The organism is Dactylosporangium darangshiense, from assembly GCF_039537565.1.
GTDB classification, from domain to species: Bacteria; Actinomycetota; Actinomycetes; order Mycobacteriales; family Micromonosporaceae; genus Dactylosporangium; species Dactylosporangium darangshiense.
The window spans coordinates 25,595-43,511 of sequence record NZ_BAABAT010000052.1; the positions used below are offsets into that span (position 1 = coordinate 25,595).

The following is a 17,917-nucleotide window of genomic DNA, read 5'->3' on the forward strand; positions in this document are numbered from 1 at the left end:
ACAGTCCGCGGAATGTCGCCTCGTGAGCTCGTCGTGCTGGGCACCGCCAGCCAGGTGCCGACCCGGTTGCGCAACCACAACGGGTACTTCCTGTCGTGGGACGGCGAGGGCATCCTCTTCGACCCGGGCGACGGCACGCAGCGGCAGATGGTGCACGCCGGGATCGCGGCGAGCGACATCACCCGCGTCTGCCTCACCCACTTCCACGGCGATCACTGCCTCGGCCTGCCGGGGGTGATCCAGCGGATCTCGCTGGACCAGTCGCCGCGCGACGTGCAGGCGTACTTCCCGGCGAGCGGCGAGGAGTACTTCGACCGGCTCCGGTCCGCCGCGCCGTTCTACGACTGCGCGACCATCACCAAGAATCCGGTCAAAGGCGACGGAATCATAGCGGAGACGCCGAAGTTCCGCATCGAGGCGTACGGGCTCGACCACGGCATCGAGGCGTACGGCTACCGGCTGGTCGAGCGCGACGGGCGCCGCATGCGGCCGGATGCGCTGCGCGAGCGCGGCATCGCCGGGCCGGACGTGGCCGTGCTGCAGCGGGACGGGGAGCTGCGGGGGGTGCGTCTGGAGGAGGTCAGCGAACCGCGGCGCGGGCAGCGGTTCGCATTCGTGATGGACACGCGGCTCTGCGACGGCGTCGGGCGGCTGGCCGACGGAGCCGACGTGCTGGTGATCGAGTCCACCTACCTCGCCGAAGACGAAGGACTGGCCGTCGCGCACGGGCACCTGACCGCCGGGCAGGCGGCGCGGGTGGCCGCGGATTGCGGGGTGCGCACGCTCGTGCTCACCCACTTCTCGCAGCGCTACGACGACCCGTCGCGCTTCCGGCGCGAGGCGGAAGCGGTCTTCGACGGTGAGGTTGTGGTAGCCGAGGACCTGACCAGGGTCAGAATCCGGGGCTAGTCACATTCGGTGCAGATCGGCGCGCCGTTCTTCTCCCGCGACAGCTGACTGCGGTGGTGGACCAGGAAGCAGCTGGAGCAGCGGAACTCGTCGCCGCGCATCGGCACGACGGGCACCGTCAGCTCCTCGTCTGGCAGCTCGGCGCCCGGCAGCTCGAATCCGATCTCGCTGTCGTCGACGTCGACCGCGGCCGACTGCCCATTTGCCCGGCGTGCGGTGAGCTCTTCGAGGCTGTCCTCGGCGAGGTCGCTGCTGACCGGGTGGCGTGGCGCGTCGTAGTCGGTACTGATGGCCATGGCGTTCACCCTCTCTCGGTGACTTGGTTGTGCAAAGAACGCCGCCGGCCTCGGAAGTGTTCCCGACCGCTTCCCCGACGTAGATGAATGAATCCTGTGTGTTCCGGCTCACGCCCGTCTCACGAGGATCCGGGCCCGATTCGGTCCACTGTGGACATATCAACAGCGGCAGCGCCAACGAGGCTACCTCGCCGGATCGCCCGTGCGCGCCTTTTTGGGATTCTCGGCGAGCATGTTGCCGAGCAAGTTGCGTCGCCGCAGGTCAGGGGCCCGCGACTGGCCGGTCGGAGGAACGCGGGCGGGGCCGCCGTTACAGTGCACGGCATGAACCTCCCCGAGCGGGCCCGCGTCGTGGTCGTGGGCGGCGGCGTCATCGGCACCTCCGTCGCGTACCACCTGGCGAAGATGGGCGTGTCCGATGTCCTGCTGCTGGAGCGGGACCGGCTCACGGCCGGGACGACGTGGCACGCGGCCGGGCTGATGGTGACCTTTGGCTCCCTGTCGGAGACGTCCACCCGTCTGCGGCAGTACACGCGCGACCTCTACGCGAGCCTGGAGGCCGAGACCGGCCTGTCGACGGGCCTGCGGCAGTGCGGGTTCATCGAGCTCGCCGCGGACGAGGGGCGGCTCGAGGAGTACCGCCGGGTGGCCGCCTTCAACCGGCACCTCGGCGTCGACGTGCACGAGATCTCACCCGCCGAGGTGCGCGAGCTGTTCCCGCTCGCCCGCACCGAGGACGTCCTGGCCGGCTTCTACGTCGCCGAGGACGGGCGCGCCAACCCCGTGGACGTGACCATGTCCCTGGCCAAGGGGGCGCGGCAGCGGGGCGTGCGCGTCATCGAAGGGGTACCGGTGACCGGCACCCTGCGCCGCGGGGACACGGTCACGGGCGTGCGCACCCCGTTCGGCGACGTCGAGGCCGAGGTCGTCGTCAACTGCGCGGGCATGTGGGCCCGGCAGCTGGGCGAGGAGGCCGGGGTGAGCATCCCGCTGCAGGCCGCCGAGCACTACTACCTCATCACCGAGCCGATCGACGGGGTGAGCGCCGACCTGCCGGTGCTGGAGGACCCGGGCGCCTACGGGTACTTCCGCGAGGAGACCGGCGGGATCATGGTCGGGCTGTTCGAGGGGGCGGCCGCGCCGTGGAGCGTCGAGCGGGTGCCCGACGCCTTCTCCTTCGGCACCCTCCCGCCGGACTGGGACCGCATGGCGCCCTACCTGGAGGCGGCGATGGCCCGCATCCCGGTGACCGCCACCGCCGGCGTGCGCACCTTCTTCTGCGGCCCGGAGAGCTTCACCCCCGACCTGGCGCCGATCTTCGGCGAGTCGCCGGAGCTGCGCAACTACTTCGTCGCGGCCGGGATGAACTCGATCGGCATCCTGACCGGCGGCGGCATCGGGCGGGCCATGGCCGCCTGGATCGCCGAGGGGCGCCCGGACGTCGACGTCACCGGGATGCACATCGACCGGCTCCAGCCGTACCAGCGCAACCGCGCCTACCGGGCCGCGCGGACCGTCGAGGCGCTCGGCCAGGTGTACGCCACCCACTTCCCCGGCAAGGCCCTCACCTCGGCGCGGGACGCCCGCCGCTCGCCGCTGCACGACCGGGTCGCCCCGCTGCGGCCGTACCTGCGGGATGTCTCCGGCTGGGAGATGCCGGACTTCTACGACTTCGGCGGACATTTCACCCCGTCCTGGGGGCGCCCGGAGTGGTTCGGCCAGTGGGCGGCCGAGCACCGGGCGGCCCGCGAAGAGGCGATCCTCATGGACATGTCGTTCATGGCCAAGTTCCTCGTCCAGGGGCGCGAGGCCGGCGCGGCGCTCGAGGAGCTCTCGGCGAACCGGGTGTGCAACCCCGGCCGGGTCACCTACACCCAGTGGCTCAACGAGGGCGGGACCATCGAGGCCGACCTCACCGTCACGCAGTTGGACGAGGACCGCTTCTGGGTCGTCGCCTCCGACACCGCACACCGCCACGCGCTCACCCGCCTGCGCCGCCACCTCGGCGACCGCCACGCCTTCGTCACCGACGTCACCTCGGGCTGGGCGCAGATCAACGTGCAGGGCCCGCGCTCCCGCGAGATCCTCGCCGCCGCCGCGGAGGCCGAGATCGGCCTGCCGTTCCGCGGCGCCGCCGAGATCGAGATCGGCTACGCCCGGGTGCTGTGCCTGCGCATCACGTACGTCGGCGAGCTGGGCTACGAGCTCTACGTCCCCGCCGAGCAGGCGGTGCACGTGTACGACCGGCTGGTGGCCGCCGGCGCCGGGCGCGGGCTGCGCCACGCCGGGCTCAAGGCCCTCGCCAGCCTGCGCATGGAGAAGGGGTACCGCGACTACGGCCACGACATCGACAACACCGACGACGTGCTCGAGGCCGGCCTGGGCTTCGCCGTGGCGCTGGACAAGGAGCACTTCATCGGCCGCGACGCCGTGCTGGCCCGCCGCGCCCGCGGCCCGCTGACCCGCCGCCTCGTCCAGGTGCTCGTCACCGACCCGAAGGCGCTCATGTTCCACGGCGAGGTGGTGCGCCGCGACGGCCGCGACGTCGGGTACATCCGCGCCGCCTCCTACGGACACACCCTCGGCGGCGCCGTCGGCCTCGCCATGCTCGACGCCGGCGCCGACCCGCTCGACCAGGCGTGGCTCGACGGCGGCGAGCTGAGCGTGGAGATCGCCGGCGTGACGTACCCGGCCCGCGCCTCCGTGCGCCCCCTCTACGACCCGGCGAGCGAGCGCGTCCGGGGCTGAGCACGGCTTGCCGCCGGGTCAGGAACGTGACGGCCGTCACCAGGCGGCGACGGCGGCGGACGCGGCGACGGCGCGGGTCCGCCGCTCGGTAGCCATGCCATGCTGTGCCCGATCTGCGGTGTTCGCGCCAAACGTCGGCCTTGATGTCCCCGAAAAGTGTCACGCCGGATGCCCTCGGTGAACGCCGCCGGGCGTCGGTGTGCCGTCTGTGGGCTCCGGCAACGACACTGACGAAGCTCGCTGGCAGGATATGAGGGTGCGTCAGTTCCGGACCCTGGCAATGCGCGTGCGCTCCCCCGAGGCGAGCGCGGCGCTGACGCACGCCGCTCAGCGCATCGGCCTGCCGGTCGAGCAGCTGCCGGGCGACCCGGCCGAGGTCAACGGGCTGCACTCCGCCGACGGGGTGGCCTGGCGCGCGGCCGGCGGCTACCTCACCACCCTGATCGCGGGCGGGGCCGACGTGTGCCTGTCGGGCGCCTCGCCGTCGTGGTTCGCCGCGCTGCCGAAGGACGTGACCGGGCGCGACATCCGGCTCGTCAGCGTCGGCGAGGCGCCGGACGTCGTCGGGCCGCGGCCGGCGGTGGCCAAGCTCGCCGACGAGAAGCATCCCGCGTTCTCCGCCGCCTGGGTGCGCAACGCCGACGACCTGCGCAACCGGCTGCGCACCGCGCGGCTGCCCGCCGACAGCACGCTGATCATCATGGACCACTGGCTCGACCTCGCCTCGGAGTACCGCGTCTTCACCATCGGCCGGCACCCGGTCGCCTGGTCGCCCTACCTGGTCGAGGGCGAGGAGTGGAGCCCGACGCTGCGCATGCACCGGGCGTCCTGGCACGACGAGGCGGCCGCCTTCGTCGCGCTGACGCTCGCCGACCTGCCGGCCGACGACGTGCCGCCGACCGCGGTCATCGACGTCGGGCGCACCGACGACGGGCAGTTCGCGGTCCTCGAGGTCAACAACGTGTGGAGCTCCGGGCTGTACAGCTGCGACCCCGACGGCGTCCTGCGCGCCGTGCTGGCCGCCAACGACCCGGACTGCGACCCGCGCTGGCGCTGGCAGCCGGCACCCGCGCTCGGTGCCTGACCTGCTCAGCCGGCTCCGCGTCGGCTTCCACTGGCGCGGCGGGCCGGATGTCGTCTTCGCCGACATCACCGAGTGGTGGCGCGACCCCGTGGTGCTGCATGAGCTGCCGGCGACCCTCGCGGGACTGATCGGCGGCGAGCCGACGATCGTCATGGGGCCGGCCTCGCGCGGCACGCTGCTCGGCGCGCTCGTCGCCGCGCACCTCGGGGTGGGCCTGGTCGAGGTGCGCAAGAACGACCGGGTGGCCGCCCACTCGCCGTTCTACTCCGAGCGGCGGCTGCCCGAGCAGTACCACGCGGGCGGCGCGACGCTGAGCTTCCGCCGGGCGCTGGTCCGGGCCTCCGACCGCGTGCTCTGCGTCGACGACTGGGTGGAGAGCGGCGGGCAGGCCCTGGCGATCCGGGAGATGGTCGACGAGATCGGCGCCCGGTGGCTCGGGCTGGCCTGCGTCGTCGACGACCTCGGCGAGCGCGAGCAGATCCGGCGGCACCTGGGCGTGCGGTCGCTGCTCACGGCCGAGTCGCTGCTGCGCGACTGAAGCGGGTAATCACGTTCTTGACTGACCTGGGCCCGGCTCGTATCGTCGGCTCAGATTAAGCGCTTAACACGACGCGCCCGCCGAAAGTTTCACGCCCGGCATCCGGGCTGAACAGCGGGGTCGTCGCGGTTCGTTTGCTGCATGCACGGTGCTGACTACGTTGCTCGGCGTGGGCGACCACCCCAAAAGCCCGCCTCCCCGCCAAGGAAGGCCACCGATGTACAAGAGACTGCTCGTGAGCGCGATCGCGGTCCTCGCGGTCGCCGCCGCCGCCGGCACCGCGTCGGCCGCCGAGCGCGGCACCGGGTTCGTCGCGCGGCAGGGCTCCGACCTGCGGCTGGACGGCCGGACGTTCCGGTTCGCCGGCTCGAACAACTACTACCTCATGTACAGCTCCCCGAAGATGGTCGACGACGTGCTCGGCGACGCCGCCGGCGCCGGCTTCAACGTCCTGCGCACCTGGGGCTTCCTCGAGGGCTCGCAGAACGGCGTGTCGTTCCAGTCCTTCGACGGCACCCATCCGGTCTACAACGACGGCCCCGACGGGCTGGCCCGCCTCGACTACGTGCTCAAGGCCGCCCGCGACAAGGGCATACGGCTCGTCATCCCGCTGACGAACAACTGGAGCGACTTCGGCGGCATGGACCAGTACGTGCGCTGGCGGGGCGGGACGTACCACGACGACTTCTACACCGACTCGGTCATCCGCGGCTGGTACAAGGACTGGATCTCACACGTCCTCAACCGCACCAACAGCCTGACCGGCGTGCAGTACAAGGACGACCCGACCGTCATGGCGTGGGAGCTGGCCAACGAGCCGCGCTGCGGCGGGTCCGGCGCCCTGCCCCGCTCCGCCTCCTGCACCGACCGGACGCTGCTGGGCTGGGCCGACGACGTCACCCGCTTCATCCACGCCGGCGACGCGCACCACCTCGTCGGCGTCGGCGACGAGGGCTTCCTGTGCAGCGACCGGGCCAGCGCCGACTGGACGGTCAACTGCGCCGACGGCGTCGACTCCGCCGCCCTGGCCGCGCTGCCCGCCGTCGACCTCATGTCCTTCCACCTGTACCCCGACGGCTGGGGCAAGGACGCCGCCTGGGGCACGCAGTGGATCCGCACCCACGTGCAGATCGCCAACCGAATCCACAAGCCGGTGATGCTGGGCGAGTTCGGCTACAAGGACAAGGCGACACGCAACCCGGTGTACAAGGCGTGGACCGACGAGGCGGTGCGCGACGGCATCGACGGGTTGCTGTACTGGATCCTCTCCGGGGTGCAGGACGACGGCACGAACTACCCCGACTACGACGGCTTCACGGTGTACTGCCCGAGCCCCGTCTGCACCACCATCGCCAACGCCGGCGACGAGCTGCGCCACGGGCAGCGCTCCCGCCCGCCCGTGGCCGACGACGACCTCGCGCAGACCCTGCGCGACGAGGCCGTCACGCTGAACCCGGCGGCGAACGACATCGCGTACCGCACCAGGGTGAAGCCCTCCACGATCCGCCTCGACCCGGCCGGCGGCACCGGCGGCACCTTCGCGCTGGACGCCGCCACCGGCGCGGTCACGTTCACGCCGGCGCCGGGCTTCCAGGGCCACGCCGCCATCACGTACACCATCCGCGACGAGGCCGGCCGCACGTCCAACGCCGCGCGCATCGAGGTCACCGTCCGGCCCCGCCCGGGCGACCCGCTGCTCATCGCCGGGTTCGAAGACGGCACCGACGGCTTCGCGCCCGGCAACTGGCAGGCCAACGCCGGCACCGCCGCCCAGACCGCCGACTTCCACACCCAGGGCGCGTCCGGCCTGCGGGTCACCGCGGCCGACGGCGGCTGGTTCGGCATCGCGCCGCTGCCGGCGCCGCTGGACCTCTCCGGTAAGGGCACGGTGCGGTACGACCTGCGCACCGGATCGGCCGGCACCTCCACGAGCCTCGCCGTGCAGACCGGCGACGCCTGGACCTGGTGCCAGTCCAGCTTCGGCTGGGTCGACGCCGGCACGAGCACCACCGTCTCGATCGACCTCACGACCGCCATGTCCTGCGACGGCGCGGCCCTGGCCGACGTGCGCGTGGTCTACCTGTGGGTCTCCGGCGGCGGCACCTTCGACATCGACAACCTTCGCGCCGAATGACACCCCCACTCCACCCCCGCAAGAAATGGACATGGAAGGCGGTACCGCCGACATGAAGAAACCGCTCATCGGACTGCTGGCCGCGAGTCTCGCCCTCGGCGGGCTCGCCGCCTGCGGCAACGACGACGGCTCGAGCGGCGCCGGCAAGATCGCCGGCGAGATCACCGTGCTGACCCAGCGCACCGACATCGTCAACACGGTGTTCCAGGAGTACAAGAAGAAGTTCGAGGCCAAGTACCCCGGCACGAGCGTCAAGTTCGAGGCGATCACGGACTACGAGGGCGAAGTCCGGGTGCGCATGAACACCAAGAACTACGGCGACGTGCTGCTCATCCCGAACTCCGTCAACGCCGACCAGCTGCCCTCGTTCTTCGAGCCGCTCGGCACCGTCGACGAGCTCAAGGACAAGTACCGCTTCGTGCGCAACGAGCAGACGTTCGACGGCAAGGTGTACGGGCTCGCGATCACCGGCAACGCGCAGGGATACGTGTTCAACAAGAAGCTCTGGACCCAGGCGGGCATCACCGAGGCGCCGAAGACGCCGGAGGAGTTCCTGGCCGCGCTCAAGGCCATCAAGGACAAGACCGGCGCCATCCCGCTGTACACCAACTACAAGGACGGCTGGCCGCTGGGCCAGTGGGAGGGCGCCCGCGGCGCGATCAGCGGCGACCCCGACGCGGCGATCAAGCTCGGCCAGGACGACGCGCCGTGGACCGCCGGCAAGGAGCACTTCGTCATCGACTCGCTGCTCTACGACGCGGTCAAGGGCGGCTACACCGAGCCCGACCCGACGACCACGAACTGGGAGCAGTCCAAGGGCCTGCTGGGCACCGGCAAGATCGCCACGATGATGCTCGGCTCCTGGTCGATCGTGCAGATGCAGCAGGCCGCGAGCAGCAAGGACGACATCGGGTACTGGCCGTTCCCGTACCAGACCGACGGCAAGTTCCACACCGTCGTCGGCGGGGACTACAAGAACGCGATCAACATCAACTCGAAGAACAAGGCGACCGCGCGGGCGTGGATCGACTGGTTCACCGACGAGTCGAACTACGCCACCGACCAGGGCGGCGTGTCCACGCTCAAGAGCGCCGCGATGCCCTCGACCCTCGCCGGCCTGACCGCGGCGAAGACCGAGTTCATCGAGCTCAACCCGGCGCCGAAGGGGCAGGAGGGGCTCGCCGACAAGATCGGCAACGCGGCCGAGATCGCGCTGTACGACGGCAAGTACCGCCAGGGCATCGTCGACGCCGCGCGCGGCGCCAAGAAGGAGTCCAAGGACCAGATCTTCGCCGATCTCAACAAGAAGTGGTCCCAAGCCCGGGCCAAGCTCAAGTGACGTCCAGCCCCACACGGCCGCGCCGGCGCACCCGCCGGCGCGGCCCCGTCACGCCGTACGCCTTCCTGGTCGCGCCGCTGGCGTTCCTGGTCGTGTTCACGTACATCCCGGTCGCGAACATGTTCTGGTACAGCGTCACGTCCTGGGACGGCCTCAGCCCGTCGAAGGAGTTCGTCGGGCTCGACAACTACGTCGAGATCTTCACCCGGCCCGAGCTGTTCGGCGTGCTGAAGGTCAGCATCTACTACATCGGCGCGTCCGTCGTGCAGATCGTCCTGGCGCTCTACTTCGCGACGATCCTGAGCTTCAACACGCGGTTGCGGAACGTCTTCAAGGGCGTCATCTTCTTCCCGTACCTCATCAACGGCGTCGCCATCGGCATGATCTTCCTGTTCTTCTTCCAGCCGGGCGGCACCCTCGACTCGGCGCTCGGCGCGGTCGGCCTGGGCGGCCTGCAACAGCAGTGGCTGGGCAACCCCGACGTGGTCAACTACTCCCTCGCCGGCACGTCGATCTGGCGGTACCTCGGCCTGAACTTCGTGCTGTTCCTCGGCGCCATCCAGTCGATACCGGCGCACCTCTACGAGGCCGCGGAGCTCGACGGCGCCGGCCGGTGGGCGCAGTTCCGGTACATCATCATGCCCGGCATCCGCCCCGTCGTCGGGCTGTCGTTCATCCTGGCGATCTCGGGCTCGCTGTCGGTGTTCGAGATCCCGTTCATCATGACCGGCGGCGCGAACGAGAGCGAGACGTTCGTGATCCAGACGGTCAACATGGCGTTCAAGTACTACAAGTTCGGGCTCGCCTCGGCGATGGCCGTCGTGCTGCTGGTGATCATCCTGCTCGTGACATGGCTGCAGCGGCGGGTCGCTCCGGATGAGAAGGTGACGCTGTCGTGACGCGGGTGCTGAAGTACCTTTCACTCGTCGGCGCGTCGGTCGTGGTCCTGCTGCCGCCCCTGGTGCTGGTCATGGCCTCGCTCAAGACGCACCAGGAGTTCGCGACCACGGGGCCGTTCGACCCGCCCCACTCCTGGTTCAACCTGCACAACTACGCGGTCGCGTTCAACCAGGGCCACATGCTGCGCGGCTTCGTCAACACCTCGATCATCCTGGCCCTGTCGCTGGCCGGCACGGTGCTCATCGGCTCGATGGCCGCGTACGCCATCGACCGCTTCGAGTTCCGGCTGCGCGGCACCGTCATCGCGCTGTTCCTGCTCGCCACGCTCGTGCCGGGCGTGACGACCCAGGTGGCCACGTTCAAGGTCGTCGACGCGCTCTCGCTCTACGACACCCGCTGGTCGGCGATCGCGCTGTTCCTCGGCACCGACATCATCGCCATCTACATCTTCCGGCAGTTCCTGCGCGGCGTGCCGACCGAGCTCGACGAGGCGGCGGCGCTGGAGGGCGCCGGGCCGTTCACCATCTACCGGCGCATCATCCTGCCGCTGATGAAGCCGGCGATCGCCACCGTGGTCATCATCAAGGGCATCGCCATCTACAACGAGTTCTACATCCCGTTCCTGTACATGCCCTCGCAGGAGCTGGGCGTCATCTCCACGTCGCTGTTCCGCTTCAAGGGGCCCTTCGGCGCGCAGTGGGAGGTCATCTCGGCCGGGGTCATCCTCGTCATCGTGCCCACCCTGATCGTGTTCCTGCTGCTGCAACGGTTCATCTACAACGGCTTCACCGCCGGGGCCACGAAGTGAAGATGTCCCACCAAATGAGCGTGTACTGTGCGCAACGATGAGTGGATCCGAGCAGCAGTCGGGGCGGGTGACGATCCGGCAGGTCGCCGTGCACGCCGGCGTCTCGGAGGCGGCCGTGTCCTATGCGCTCAACGGCCGGCCCGGCGTGTCCGAGCAGACCCGCGCGCGGGTCCTCGCCGCCGCCCGCGACCTCGGCTGGGCGCCGAACATCGCGGCCCGCTCGCTCGGCACCGCCCGGGCCAACGCCGTCGGCATCGTGCTGGTCCGCCCGCCCCGGGTCATGGTCGTCGACTCGTTCTTCACGCAGATGCTCAGCGGCGTCGAGGCCGAGCTCAACCGCAACGACGTCGCCCTGGTGCTGCACCTCGTCGACGACTTCGCCGAGACCATCGACGTGTACCGGCGGTGGTACGCGGGCCGCCACGTCGACGGCGTGATCCTCACCGATCTGCGCCACGGCGACCCGCGCCCGGCGGCGCTGCGCGAGATCGGCCTGCCGGCCGCGGTCATCGGCGGCGGCGCCGGCGCGGCCGACCTGACCGGGCTCAGCTGCGTCGACGCGGACGTCGCCGGCACCGCGCACGGCATCATCGGCTACCTGCGCGCCCTGCGCCACCGCGACATCGCCCGCGTCGCGGGCCCCCGGGAGCTGCTGCACACCGCCCAGCGCGACGCGGCCTACCGCGCGGCGGTCGAGGAACTGGGCGAGGTGCGCTACCAGGCGGTGTACACCAACTACAGCGCCGCCGACGGCATGCGCGCGACCCGGGAGCTGCTCAGCCGCGGCGAGCCGCCGACGGCGCTGGTCTTCGACAACGACGTCATGGCCGCGGCGGCGCTCAAGGTGGCGCACGAGATGGGGCTGTCGGTGCCCGAGGACTTCTCCGTCGTCGCCTGGGACGACTCCGACCTGTGCCAGATCACCGTGCCCGAGATCACCGCGGTCGTGCAGGTGCCCGCGCTGCAGGCCGAGCTCACCGCCCGCGCGCTGCTGCAGGCGCTCGGCGGCGGCGGGGAGACGCACCTGACGCTCCCGCCGGGCACCCTCACGGCGCGGCAGTCGACGCGGCCGCCCAAGACCCGCGCCTAATCGTTTCAGTTGACACTGCTTCGAGCGGGCACCTAGTGTTTGAGGCCCGCCACTTATCCGGTTCAGTAGTGGCCGGCCCAGTTCCGAACGGGAGCCGCACATGTCAGTCCTGCGTCCGCTGCACACCGGCTGGACCGTCCGGGCGGCAAACCCGGACACCGCGGTGCAAGGGCGGGAGTTCCCCGCGACCGTGCCCGGCTGCGTGCACACCGACCTGCTGGCCGCCGGCGCGATCCCCGACCCGTTCCTGGACGCCAACGAGCGCGAGCTGCTGTGGATCGGGCGCACCGCGTGGGTGTACGAGACGGCCTTCGACGCCGGCGACCTCGACGGCGAGCGGGTCGACCTGGTCGCCGAGGGCCTCGACACCGTGGCCACGGTCGAGCTCAACGGCGTGGAGCTGGGGCGCACGGCCAACATGCACCGGGGGTACCGCTTCGACGCCCGCGCCGCGCTGCGCCCCACCGGCAACCGGCTGCGCGTGCGCTTCGACTCGGCGTACGAGTACGCGGAGCGCGTCCGCGACGAGGTCGGCGCCCGCCCGAACGCCTATCCTGAACCGTTTCAGTACATTCGGAAGATGGCGAGCAACTTCGGCTGGGACTGGGGCCCGACCGTCGTCACCGCCGGCATCTGGCGCCCGATCGGGCTGCACGCCTGGTCGGCCGCCCGCCTGGCCCGGGTCCGGCCGCTGGTGGGCGGGGACCGGGTGGAGATACAGGTCGATCTGGAACGGGAGCGGCCGGCCGCCCTTCGGCTGCGTGCGCAGGTCGCCGGCCGGGTCGCGACCGCCGAGCTCGCCCCGGACGCCACGACCGCGACGCTGACGGTCGAGGTCCCCGACGCCCGCCGGTGGTGGCCCCGCGGCCACGGCGAGCCGGCGCTGTACGACCTGGAGGTCACCCTCGAGGACGCGGACGGCGCGGAGCTGGACGCGTGGCACCGGCGGATCGGCTTCCGCACCGTCGAGTGGGACACCGCCGCCGACGCCGACGGCTCCCGCTTCACGCTCGTCGTCAACGGCCGGCCGGTCTTCGTGCGCGGCGTCAACTGGATCCCCGACGACGCCTTCGTCACCCGCGTCGACCGGGACCGCTACGCGCAGCGGTTCGCGCAGGCGTGCGACGCCGGCGTGAACTACCTGCGGGTGTGGGGCGGCGGCATCTACGAGAGCGACGACTTCTACGACCTCGCCGACGAGCACGGCCTGCTCGTCGGGCAGGACTTCCCGTTCGCGTGCGCGGCCTACCCGGAGGAGGAGCCGATCGGCGGCGAGGTCGCCGCGGAGGCCCGCGAGCAGGTGGTCCGCCTGATGAGCCACCCGAGCCTGGTGCTGTGGGTCGGCAACAACGAGAACATCTGGGGCTACCACGACTGGGGCTGGCCCGAGGAACTCGCCGGGCGCACCTGGGGCGAGGGCTACTACCTGCGCGTCCTGCCGTCGATCGTGGCCGAGCTGGACCCCACCCGCACCTACTGGCCGGGCAGCCCCTACTCGGGCGACCCGGCGGTGCACCCCAACGACCCGGCGCACGGCACCACGCACATCTGGGACGTGTGGAACACGCACGACTACCGCCACTACGCCACCTACCGCCCGCGCTTCCTCGCCGAGTTCGGCTTCCAGGCCCCGCCCACCTACGCCACGCTGCGCCGGTCGGTGTCCGACGAGCCCCTCGCGCCCGACTCCCCCGGCGTCGCCTACCACCAGAAGGCGACCGGCGGCAACGAGAAGCTGCTGCGCGGGCTCGCCGGGCACTTCCCAGCGCCGTCGACGTTCGACGACTGGCACTGGGCGACCCAGCTCAACCAGGCCCGCGCGCTCGCGTTCGGCATCGAGCACTTCCGCTCGCTCAAGCCGCTGTGCATGGGCACGATCATGTGGCAGCTCAACGACGACTGGCCGGTCACCTCGTGGTCGGCGGTCGACGGCGACGGCCGGCGCAAGCCGCTGTGGTACGCCCTGCAGCGCGTCTACGCCGAACGGCTCGTCACCGTCCAGCCCCGCGACGGCGAGCTCGCGATCGTCGCCGTCAACGACACGCCGGAGCCCTGGCGGGCCCAGCTGGAGGTGCGGCGCCTGTCGTTCACGGGCGAGCCGCGGGCGAAGACGGCGGTGGAGGCCGACGTGCCGGCCGGCGGCGCGGTCACGGTACCGCTGCCGCCCGACATCGCCACCGCGGACGACCCGTCGACCGAGCTGATCGTCGCCGACGGCGACGGCGGGCGCGCCGTGTGGTTCTTCGCCGAGGACGCGGACCTGCGCTACCCGGCGCCGCAGGTCGACGTCGCGGCGCGGGCCGAGGCCGGCGCCGTGGTGCTCGCCGTGACCGCCCGCACCTTCGTGCGCGACCTGGCGGTGTTCCCGGACCGGGTCGACCCGGCCGCGACGGTCGACCGCCAGCTGGTGACGCTGCTGCCGGGCGAGTCGGTGACGCTGACCGTGCACGGCACCGCGAACGCCGACCCGGCTGCGTGGTCGGCGCGGCCGGTCCTGCGCACCGCCAACGACCTCGTCACGGGCTGACGGCCGCCGCCCGCAACCGGCGCCGGTTCATCAGGCGGCTGGTGAAGTTCCCGAGCCACGGCACGGCCATCCAGCACACGTACGACCAGTGGGTGACGAACGCGACCGGGATCGACACGAGGAAGCCGGCGGACAGCGACAGGGTGGCGGCGCGGGCGTGCGCGAACATCGTCTCGGGCGTGCCCTCGCGGTAGAGGCGGTGCTTGCGGATCTGGTGGACCATGAGCGCGAAGACGCCGCCGGTGGCGGCCTGGACCGCGGCGTAGAAGACGAACCGGGCCTCGAAGGCGCCGTCGCCGTTGAGCACGCGGGTGGCGTACGGCGTGATCACGAGCAGGAACAGCCAGCCCAGGCTGAGCAGGCCGAGGCGGCCGCCGAGGGACTCGACCCAGCGGAACACGCGGTGGTGGCCGGTCCAGTGCGCGCCGATGACGAGGAAGCTGATGAGGAACGCCAGATACTCGTGACGGTGCTCGCCGACCGAGTGCAGCAGCTCCCGGTTGGTGGCGCCCACCGGCACCGGCAGTTCGAGCGCGAGCAGCGTGATGGCGATGGCGATCACGGCGTCGGCGAAGAACGTGAGCCGCTCCGCCGCCACCGCCTTCGCCACGACCTCGGTTCCCTGGGCCTCTTCGGACATGCCGCAGAGCCTGCCACACGCCGATCAATGCCTCGGCGGGTGGTGTTCCGTTCGCTATTCGAAGCGAGCGGGATCGCCCGCGCCGACGCGCAGGATCTCCGGCTCCTCCTCGGAGAGGTCGACGACCGTGGTCGGCTCGGTGCCGGACTCGCCGTCGATGACGGCGTCGAGCTGGTGGTCGAGCAGCTCCTTGATCTCCCAGCCCTGCGTCATCGGCTCGTCCTGCCCGGGCAGCAGCAGCGTGCTGGACAGCAGCGGCTCGCCGAGCTCCGCGAGCAGCGCCTGGGTGACGGTGTGCTGCGGGATGCGCACGCCGACGGTGCGCTTCTTCGGGTGCAGCAGCCGGCGCGGCACCTCGGGGCTGGCCGGCAGGATGAACGTGTAGCTGCCCGGGGTGACGGCCTTGACGAGCCGGAACACCGAGTTGGAGATCTGCACGAACTGCCCGAGCTGCGCGAAGTCGGCGCACATCAGGGTGAAATGGTGCCGCTCGTCCAGGCGGCGGATCTCCCGGATGCGCTCCAGCCCGGGGCGGCTGCCGAGCTGGCAGCCCAGCGCATAGCAGGAGTCCGTGGGGTAGGCGATCAGGCCGTCCGCGCGCAGCAGCGCCACGATCTGCTGGAGCAGCCGCGGCTGCGGATTGTCCGGGTGCACGTCGAAGTACCTCGCCACGACTCCAGCCTACGTGTAGGAATAGCCCATGACGGATCTGGAGGCCCTGACCGGCTGGGTCGAGGGTTACGTGCGCGCGTGGAACACCAACGACCCGGCCGATATCGGGGCGTTGTTCGCGGCGGACGCCGCCTACTACACGGCGCCGTTTCGCGAGCCGTGGCGGGGCCGCGACACGATCGTGGCCGAGTGGCTGGCCCGCAAGGACGAGCCGGGTGAGGCGACGTTCACCTGGTTTCCGGTGACGGTGAGCCCGGAGCTGTCCATCGTGCAGGGCACGACGGTGTATCCCACGGTCGTGTACAGCAACCTGTGGCTCATCCGCCTGGACGGCGTCGGCCAGTGCCGCGAGTTCACGGAATGGTGGATGAAACACTCCTAGTACGGGGGCGGCAGCACGGGCTCTCTCGGGTTCAGCCGCCGCCAGACGACCACGACGAAGGCACAGAGCAGCCCCAGCATCACGATCCGCAGCGACGCGAACATGATCGCCGTGTGGTTGACGGACAGGGCCTCGGCGACGAACGCCGAACGGTCGGCCGGGCGGCCCTCGTCGCGGGCCGCCTCGGCGAAGAGGTAGACCACGAGCGGGATCAGGGCGAGGCGCCAGCCTAGGTACGTCCAGTGCCGCAGCACCGTGCGCCGGTCGTGCCCGAGCCGGTCGGTGACCCGCCCGACGACGCCGAACCAGACGGCGAACATCAGCAGCGTCACCCACAGCGCGACGGTGACGGCCTCGCCGACGCGGTCGACGAGCGCGAACACGGCCTGGGTCGCGGGCCGGTCGAGGGTCGAGGGTTCCACCTCGTACGCGCGCAGCACCGCGTCCTCGCGGCGCAGCACGAGCACGTCGACCACGAGCAGCACGGCGTGCAGCGTGGTGACGACGACGAACAGCCAGGTGTACACCCGCAGCGCCGCCGGCGGCTTCTCCTCGAGCTCGTCGATGGCGTCGAGCTCGTCGAGGCGGTCCAGGACCTCGTCGGGTGCCTTCGTCGGTGTCAGCCACGGATTCGGCGGCTGGTTCGGTAGAGGGCTCGGCGGCTGGCCGCCGACGAGCGCGGCGACGAACGCGGCGGAGGGCACGCCGCCGTGATGGACGCAGAGGATGGCGCCACGGGTGTCGTGTCCGGGAGCACCACACGTCACGCAATGCATCGACACAAGATCGTTAGCCTAGCCGCCGATACGGCGTCCCGCCTGCCCCGGAACGGCCGATCCACCCGGCTGTTCGGCTCGGATTCATCGCCCTGACCCGGCGCCTCTCACTCCGCTCACCCTCGACTGGTTGCCTCGCCCGGCCGGGCCCGCCGCTTCACCCGGGGTTAGGACCAGTTCCACCCGGCTACGGCCTGGCGTACCGCTTCGCTCGCGGTTATCGAGGTCCTTCCGAGCAGTGCCGCGAGGTCCCCGGTCGGCGTGCCGGCCCAGCCGCTGCGGATCGAGCCGTACAGCGCGAGCAGCTGATCGGCCACGTGAGGCGGGAACCCGTTGGCGACCGATCGCGCCCGGTAGTCGGCGTCGGTCTCCGGCCGGTACTCGACGCCGCCCATCGCGGCCAGCTCCTCCCAGCCGATGGTGTCCGGCCCGGTGAGGTCGTACGTCCTGTGGTCGTGCACGCCGTCCTCGCCGGCGAGGATGCGCGCGACCGCCTCACCCTGGTCCTCGGTGGCTCCCACCGCGAGCCGGGCGTCTCCGGCGGGCGCAGTGAGTACCCCGTCGCGCCGCCCGGCGATCACGTCCCGGGCCAGGGCGGCGGCGAGCCCGTACCCGACCCGGACGATGGTCCACGCCACCGGCAGCTCCCGGACGGCGCGCTCGGTCTCGGGGAAGTCGGCAGTCGACGGGATGGTGCTGCGTTCGGCGTCCTGCCAGCTGGTGACGACGATGCGTTTCGCGCCCGCGGCGACGGCGGCCTCGAGCGCATCCCGCATGTGCTGCCGCCGCACGTCGGGCGCGGTTCCGTAGTACGTGGCGTTGATGAGGATGACGTCCCCGTTCACGAACGCGTCCGTCAGCGTCCCGGGCCGCCCGAAGTCCCCCTGCCGCACCGCAACGCCCTGCTCACGCAGCGCCTGCGCCTTGCCGGCGTCGCGCAGGCTGGCCGCAACCTCGCGGCCTGTCCCCAATTTGTTGATGACGGCCCGCCCGAACGGCCCGTTGCCCCCGGTCACGATAATCATGCGCAGCCTTGTCCCTTCACCCAACCGGGGCGCGAGCCCCGCTTCTATG

General features: G+C 71.2%; 16 protein-coding genes. 11 read left to right on the plus strand and 5 right to left on the minus strand.

Translation table 11 applies throughout. The features are described 5' to 3' along the window. Window positions 1–12: 12 nt before the first annotated feature. On the plus strand, window positions 13–909 hold the full coding sequence (locus tag ABD901_RS49450) for a ribonuclease Z (RefSeq protein WP_345139975.1): 897 nt from the start codon (window positions 13–15) through the stop codon (window positions 907–909). Here ABD901_RS49450 and ABD901_RS49455 read toward each other — a convergent pair. Beyond that, window positions 906–1,199 carry a DUF4193 domain-containing protein gene (locus ABD901_RS49455; protein ID WP_345140160.1) on the minus strand — a complete coding sequence of 98 codons (294 nt, stop codon included), beginning with the start codon at window positions 1,197–1,199 and terminating at the stop codon, window positions 906–908. The two genes, ABD901_RS49450 and ABD901_RS49455, sit on opposite strands and share 4 nt — an antisense overlap. Before the next feature lie 330 nt (window positions 1,200–1,529). On the opposite strand from ABD901_RS49455, the gene ABD901_RS49460 reads away from it, so the two are divergent. From ABD901_RS49460 to ABD901_RS49500, 9 genes are all read left to right on the plus strand, one after another. Then, window positions 1,530–3,953, plus strand: coding sequence for a GcvT family protein (locus tag ABD901_RS49460; protein ID WP_345139978.1), 2,424 nt, complete (start codon window positions 1,530–1,532; stop codon window positions 3,951–3,953). A 256-nt stretch (window positions 3,954–4,209) separates the two neighbouring features. Then, window positions 4,210–5,037, plus strand: a complete 828-nt coding sequence (locus ABD901_RS49465; protein WP_345139981.1) for an ATP-grasp domain-containing protein — start codon at window positions 4,210–4,212, stop codon at window positions 5,035–5,037. Then, a complete protein-coding gene (locus ABD901_RS49470; RefSeq protein ID WP_345139984.1) occupies window positions 5,030–5,575 on the plus strand; it encodes a phosphoribosyltransferase family protein in 546 nt (181 codons plus the stop codon). Before ABD901_RS49465 ends, ABD901_RS49470 begins: the two co-directional genes overlap by 8 nt. A 217-nt stretch (window positions 5,576–5,792) precedes the next feature. Then, complete coding sequence (locus ABD901_RS49475) at window positions 5,793–7,709, plus strand: cellulase family glycosylhydrolase (RefSeq protein WP_345139987.1); 1,917 nt, start codon at window positions 5,793–5,795, stop codon at window positions 7,707–7,709. A gap of 31 nt (window positions 7,710–7,740) precedes the next feature. Further along, the gene (locus ABD901_RS49480) at window positions 7,741–9,048 is read left to right on the plus strand and encodes an ABC transporter substrate-binding protein (RefSeq protein WP_345139992.1); all 1,308 of its coding nucleotides are present in this window, start codon (window positions 7,741–7,743) and stop codon (window positions 9,046–9,048) included. Next, window positions 9,045–9,947 carry a carbohydrate ABC transporter permease gene (locus tag ABD901_RS49485; protein WP_345139999.1) on the plus strand — a complete coding sequence of 301 codons (903 nt, stop codon included), beginning with the start codon at window positions 9,045–9,047 and terminating at the stop codon, window positions 9,945–9,947. The genes ABD901_RS49480 and ABD901_RS49485 overlap by 4 nt, the downstream gene beginning before the upstream one ends. Further along, on the plus strand, window positions 9,944–10,756 hold the full coding sequence (locus ABD901_RS49490; RefSeq protein WP_345140011.1) for a carbohydrate ABC transporter permease: 813 nt from the start codon (window positions 9,944–9,946) through the stop codon (window positions 10,754–10,756). The genes ABD901_RS49485 and ABD901_RS49490 overlap by 4 nt, the downstream gene beginning before the upstream one ends. Window positions 10,757–10,793: 37 nt before the next feature. After that, the gene (locus ABD901_RS49495) at window positions 10,794–11,846 is read left to right on the plus strand and encodes a LacI family DNA-binding transcriptional regulator (RefSeq protein WP_345140017.1); all 1,053 of its coding nucleotides are present in this window, start codon (window positions 10,794–10,796) and stop codon (window positions 11,844–11,846) included. Window positions 11,847–11,946: 100 nt separating this feature from the next. After that, entirely contained in the window at window positions 11,947–14,373 is a 2,427-nt protein-coding gene (locus ABD901_RS49500; RefSeq protein ID WP_345140020.1) for a glycoside hydrolase family 2 protein, read from the plus strand. On the opposite strand, the gene ABD901_RS49505 is transcribed toward ABD901_RS49500, so the two are convergent. Together ABD901_RS49505 and ABD901_RS49510 are read right to left on the minus strand one after the other, a co-directional pair. Beyond that, window positions 14,363–15,013: a TMEM175 family protein gene (locus tag ABD901_RS49505; protein ID WP_345140024.1), complete on the minus strand. Its 651-nt coding sequence runs from the start codon at window positions 15,011–15,013 to the stop codon at window positions 14,363–14,365. The two genes, ABD901_RS49500 and ABD901_RS49505, sit on opposite strands and share 11 nt — an antisense overlap. A 54-nt stretch (window positions 15,014–15,067) precedes the next feature. Beyond that, window positions 15,068–15,685 (minus strand): L-threonylcarbamoyladenylate synthase, encoded by a 618-nt coding sequence (locus tag ABD901_RS49510; protein WP_345140030.1) that lies wholly within the window; start codon window positions 15,683–15,685, stop codon window positions 15,068–15,070. A gap of 28 nt (window positions 15,686–15,713) precedes the next feature. Between ABD901_RS49510 and ABD901_RS49515 the strand changes: the two genes are divergently transcribed. Continuing rightward, a complete protein-coding gene (locus tag ABD901_RS49515; protein WP_345140034.1) occupies window positions 15,714–16,067 on the plus strand; it encodes a nuclear transport factor 2 family protein in 354 nt (117 codons plus the stop codon). On the opposite strand, the gene ABD901_RS49520 is transcribed toward ABD901_RS49515, so the two are convergent. Together ABD901_RS49520 and ABD901_RS49525 are read right to left on the minus strand one after the other, a co-directional pair. Further along, a complete protein-coding gene (locus tag ABD901_RS49520) occupies window positions 16,064–16,771 on the minus strand; it encodes a hypothetical protein (protein WP_345140037.1) in 708 nt (235 codons plus the stop codon). The genes ABD901_RS49515 and ABD901_RS49520 overlap by 4 nt on opposite strands. A 239-nt stretch (window positions 16,772–17,010) precedes the next feature. Beyond that, window positions 17,011–17,868, minus strand: coding sequence for an NAD(P)H-binding protein (locus ABD901_RS49525; RefSeq protein ID WP_345140041.1), 858 nt, complete (start codon window positions 17,866–17,868; stop codon window positions 17,011–17,013). Window positions 17,869–17,917: the final 49 nt, after the last annotated feature.

Excerpts from the sequence above, each read along its gene's own strand:
- ABD901_RS49495 (WP_345140017.1), top strand. The coding sequence starts at position 10,794 with ATGAGTGGATCCGAGCAGCAGTCGGGGCGGGTGACGATCCGGCAGGTC.
- ABD901_RS49450 (WP_345139975.1), top strand. The coding sequence starts at position 13 with ATGTCGCCTCGTGAGCTCGTCGTGCTGGGCACCGCCAGCCAGGTGCCG.
- ABD901_RS49480 (WP_345139992.1), top strand. The coding sequence starts at position 7,741 with ATGGAAGGCGGTACCGCCGACATGAAGAAACCGCTCATCGGACTGCTG.
- ABD901_RS49475 (WP_345139987.1), top strand. The coding sequence starts at position 5,793 with ATGTACAAGAGACTGCTCGTGAGCGCGATCGCGGTCCTCGCGGTCGCC.
- ABD901_RS49525 (WP_345140041.1), bottom strand. The coding sequence starts at position 17,868 with ATGATTATCGTGACCGGGGGCAACGGGCCGTTCGGGCGGGCCGTCATC.
- ABD901_RS49460 (WP_345139978.1), top strand. The coding sequence starts at position 1,530 with ATGAACCTCCCCGAGCGGGCCCGCGTCGTGGTCGTGGGCGGCGGCGTC.
- ABD901_RS49500 (WP_345140020.1), top strand. The coding sequence starts at position 11,947 with ATGTCAGTCCTGCGTCCGCTGCACACCGGCTGGACCGTCCGGGCGGCA.
- ABD901_RS49505 (WP_345140024.1), bottom strand. The coding sequence starts at position 15,013 with ATGTCCGAAGAGGCCCAGGGAACCGAGGTCGTGGCGAAGGCGGTGGCG.
- ABD901_RS49515 (WP_345140034.1), top strand. The coding sequence starts at position 15,714 with ATGACGGATCTGGAGGCCCTGACCGGCTGGGTCGAGGGTTACGTGCGC.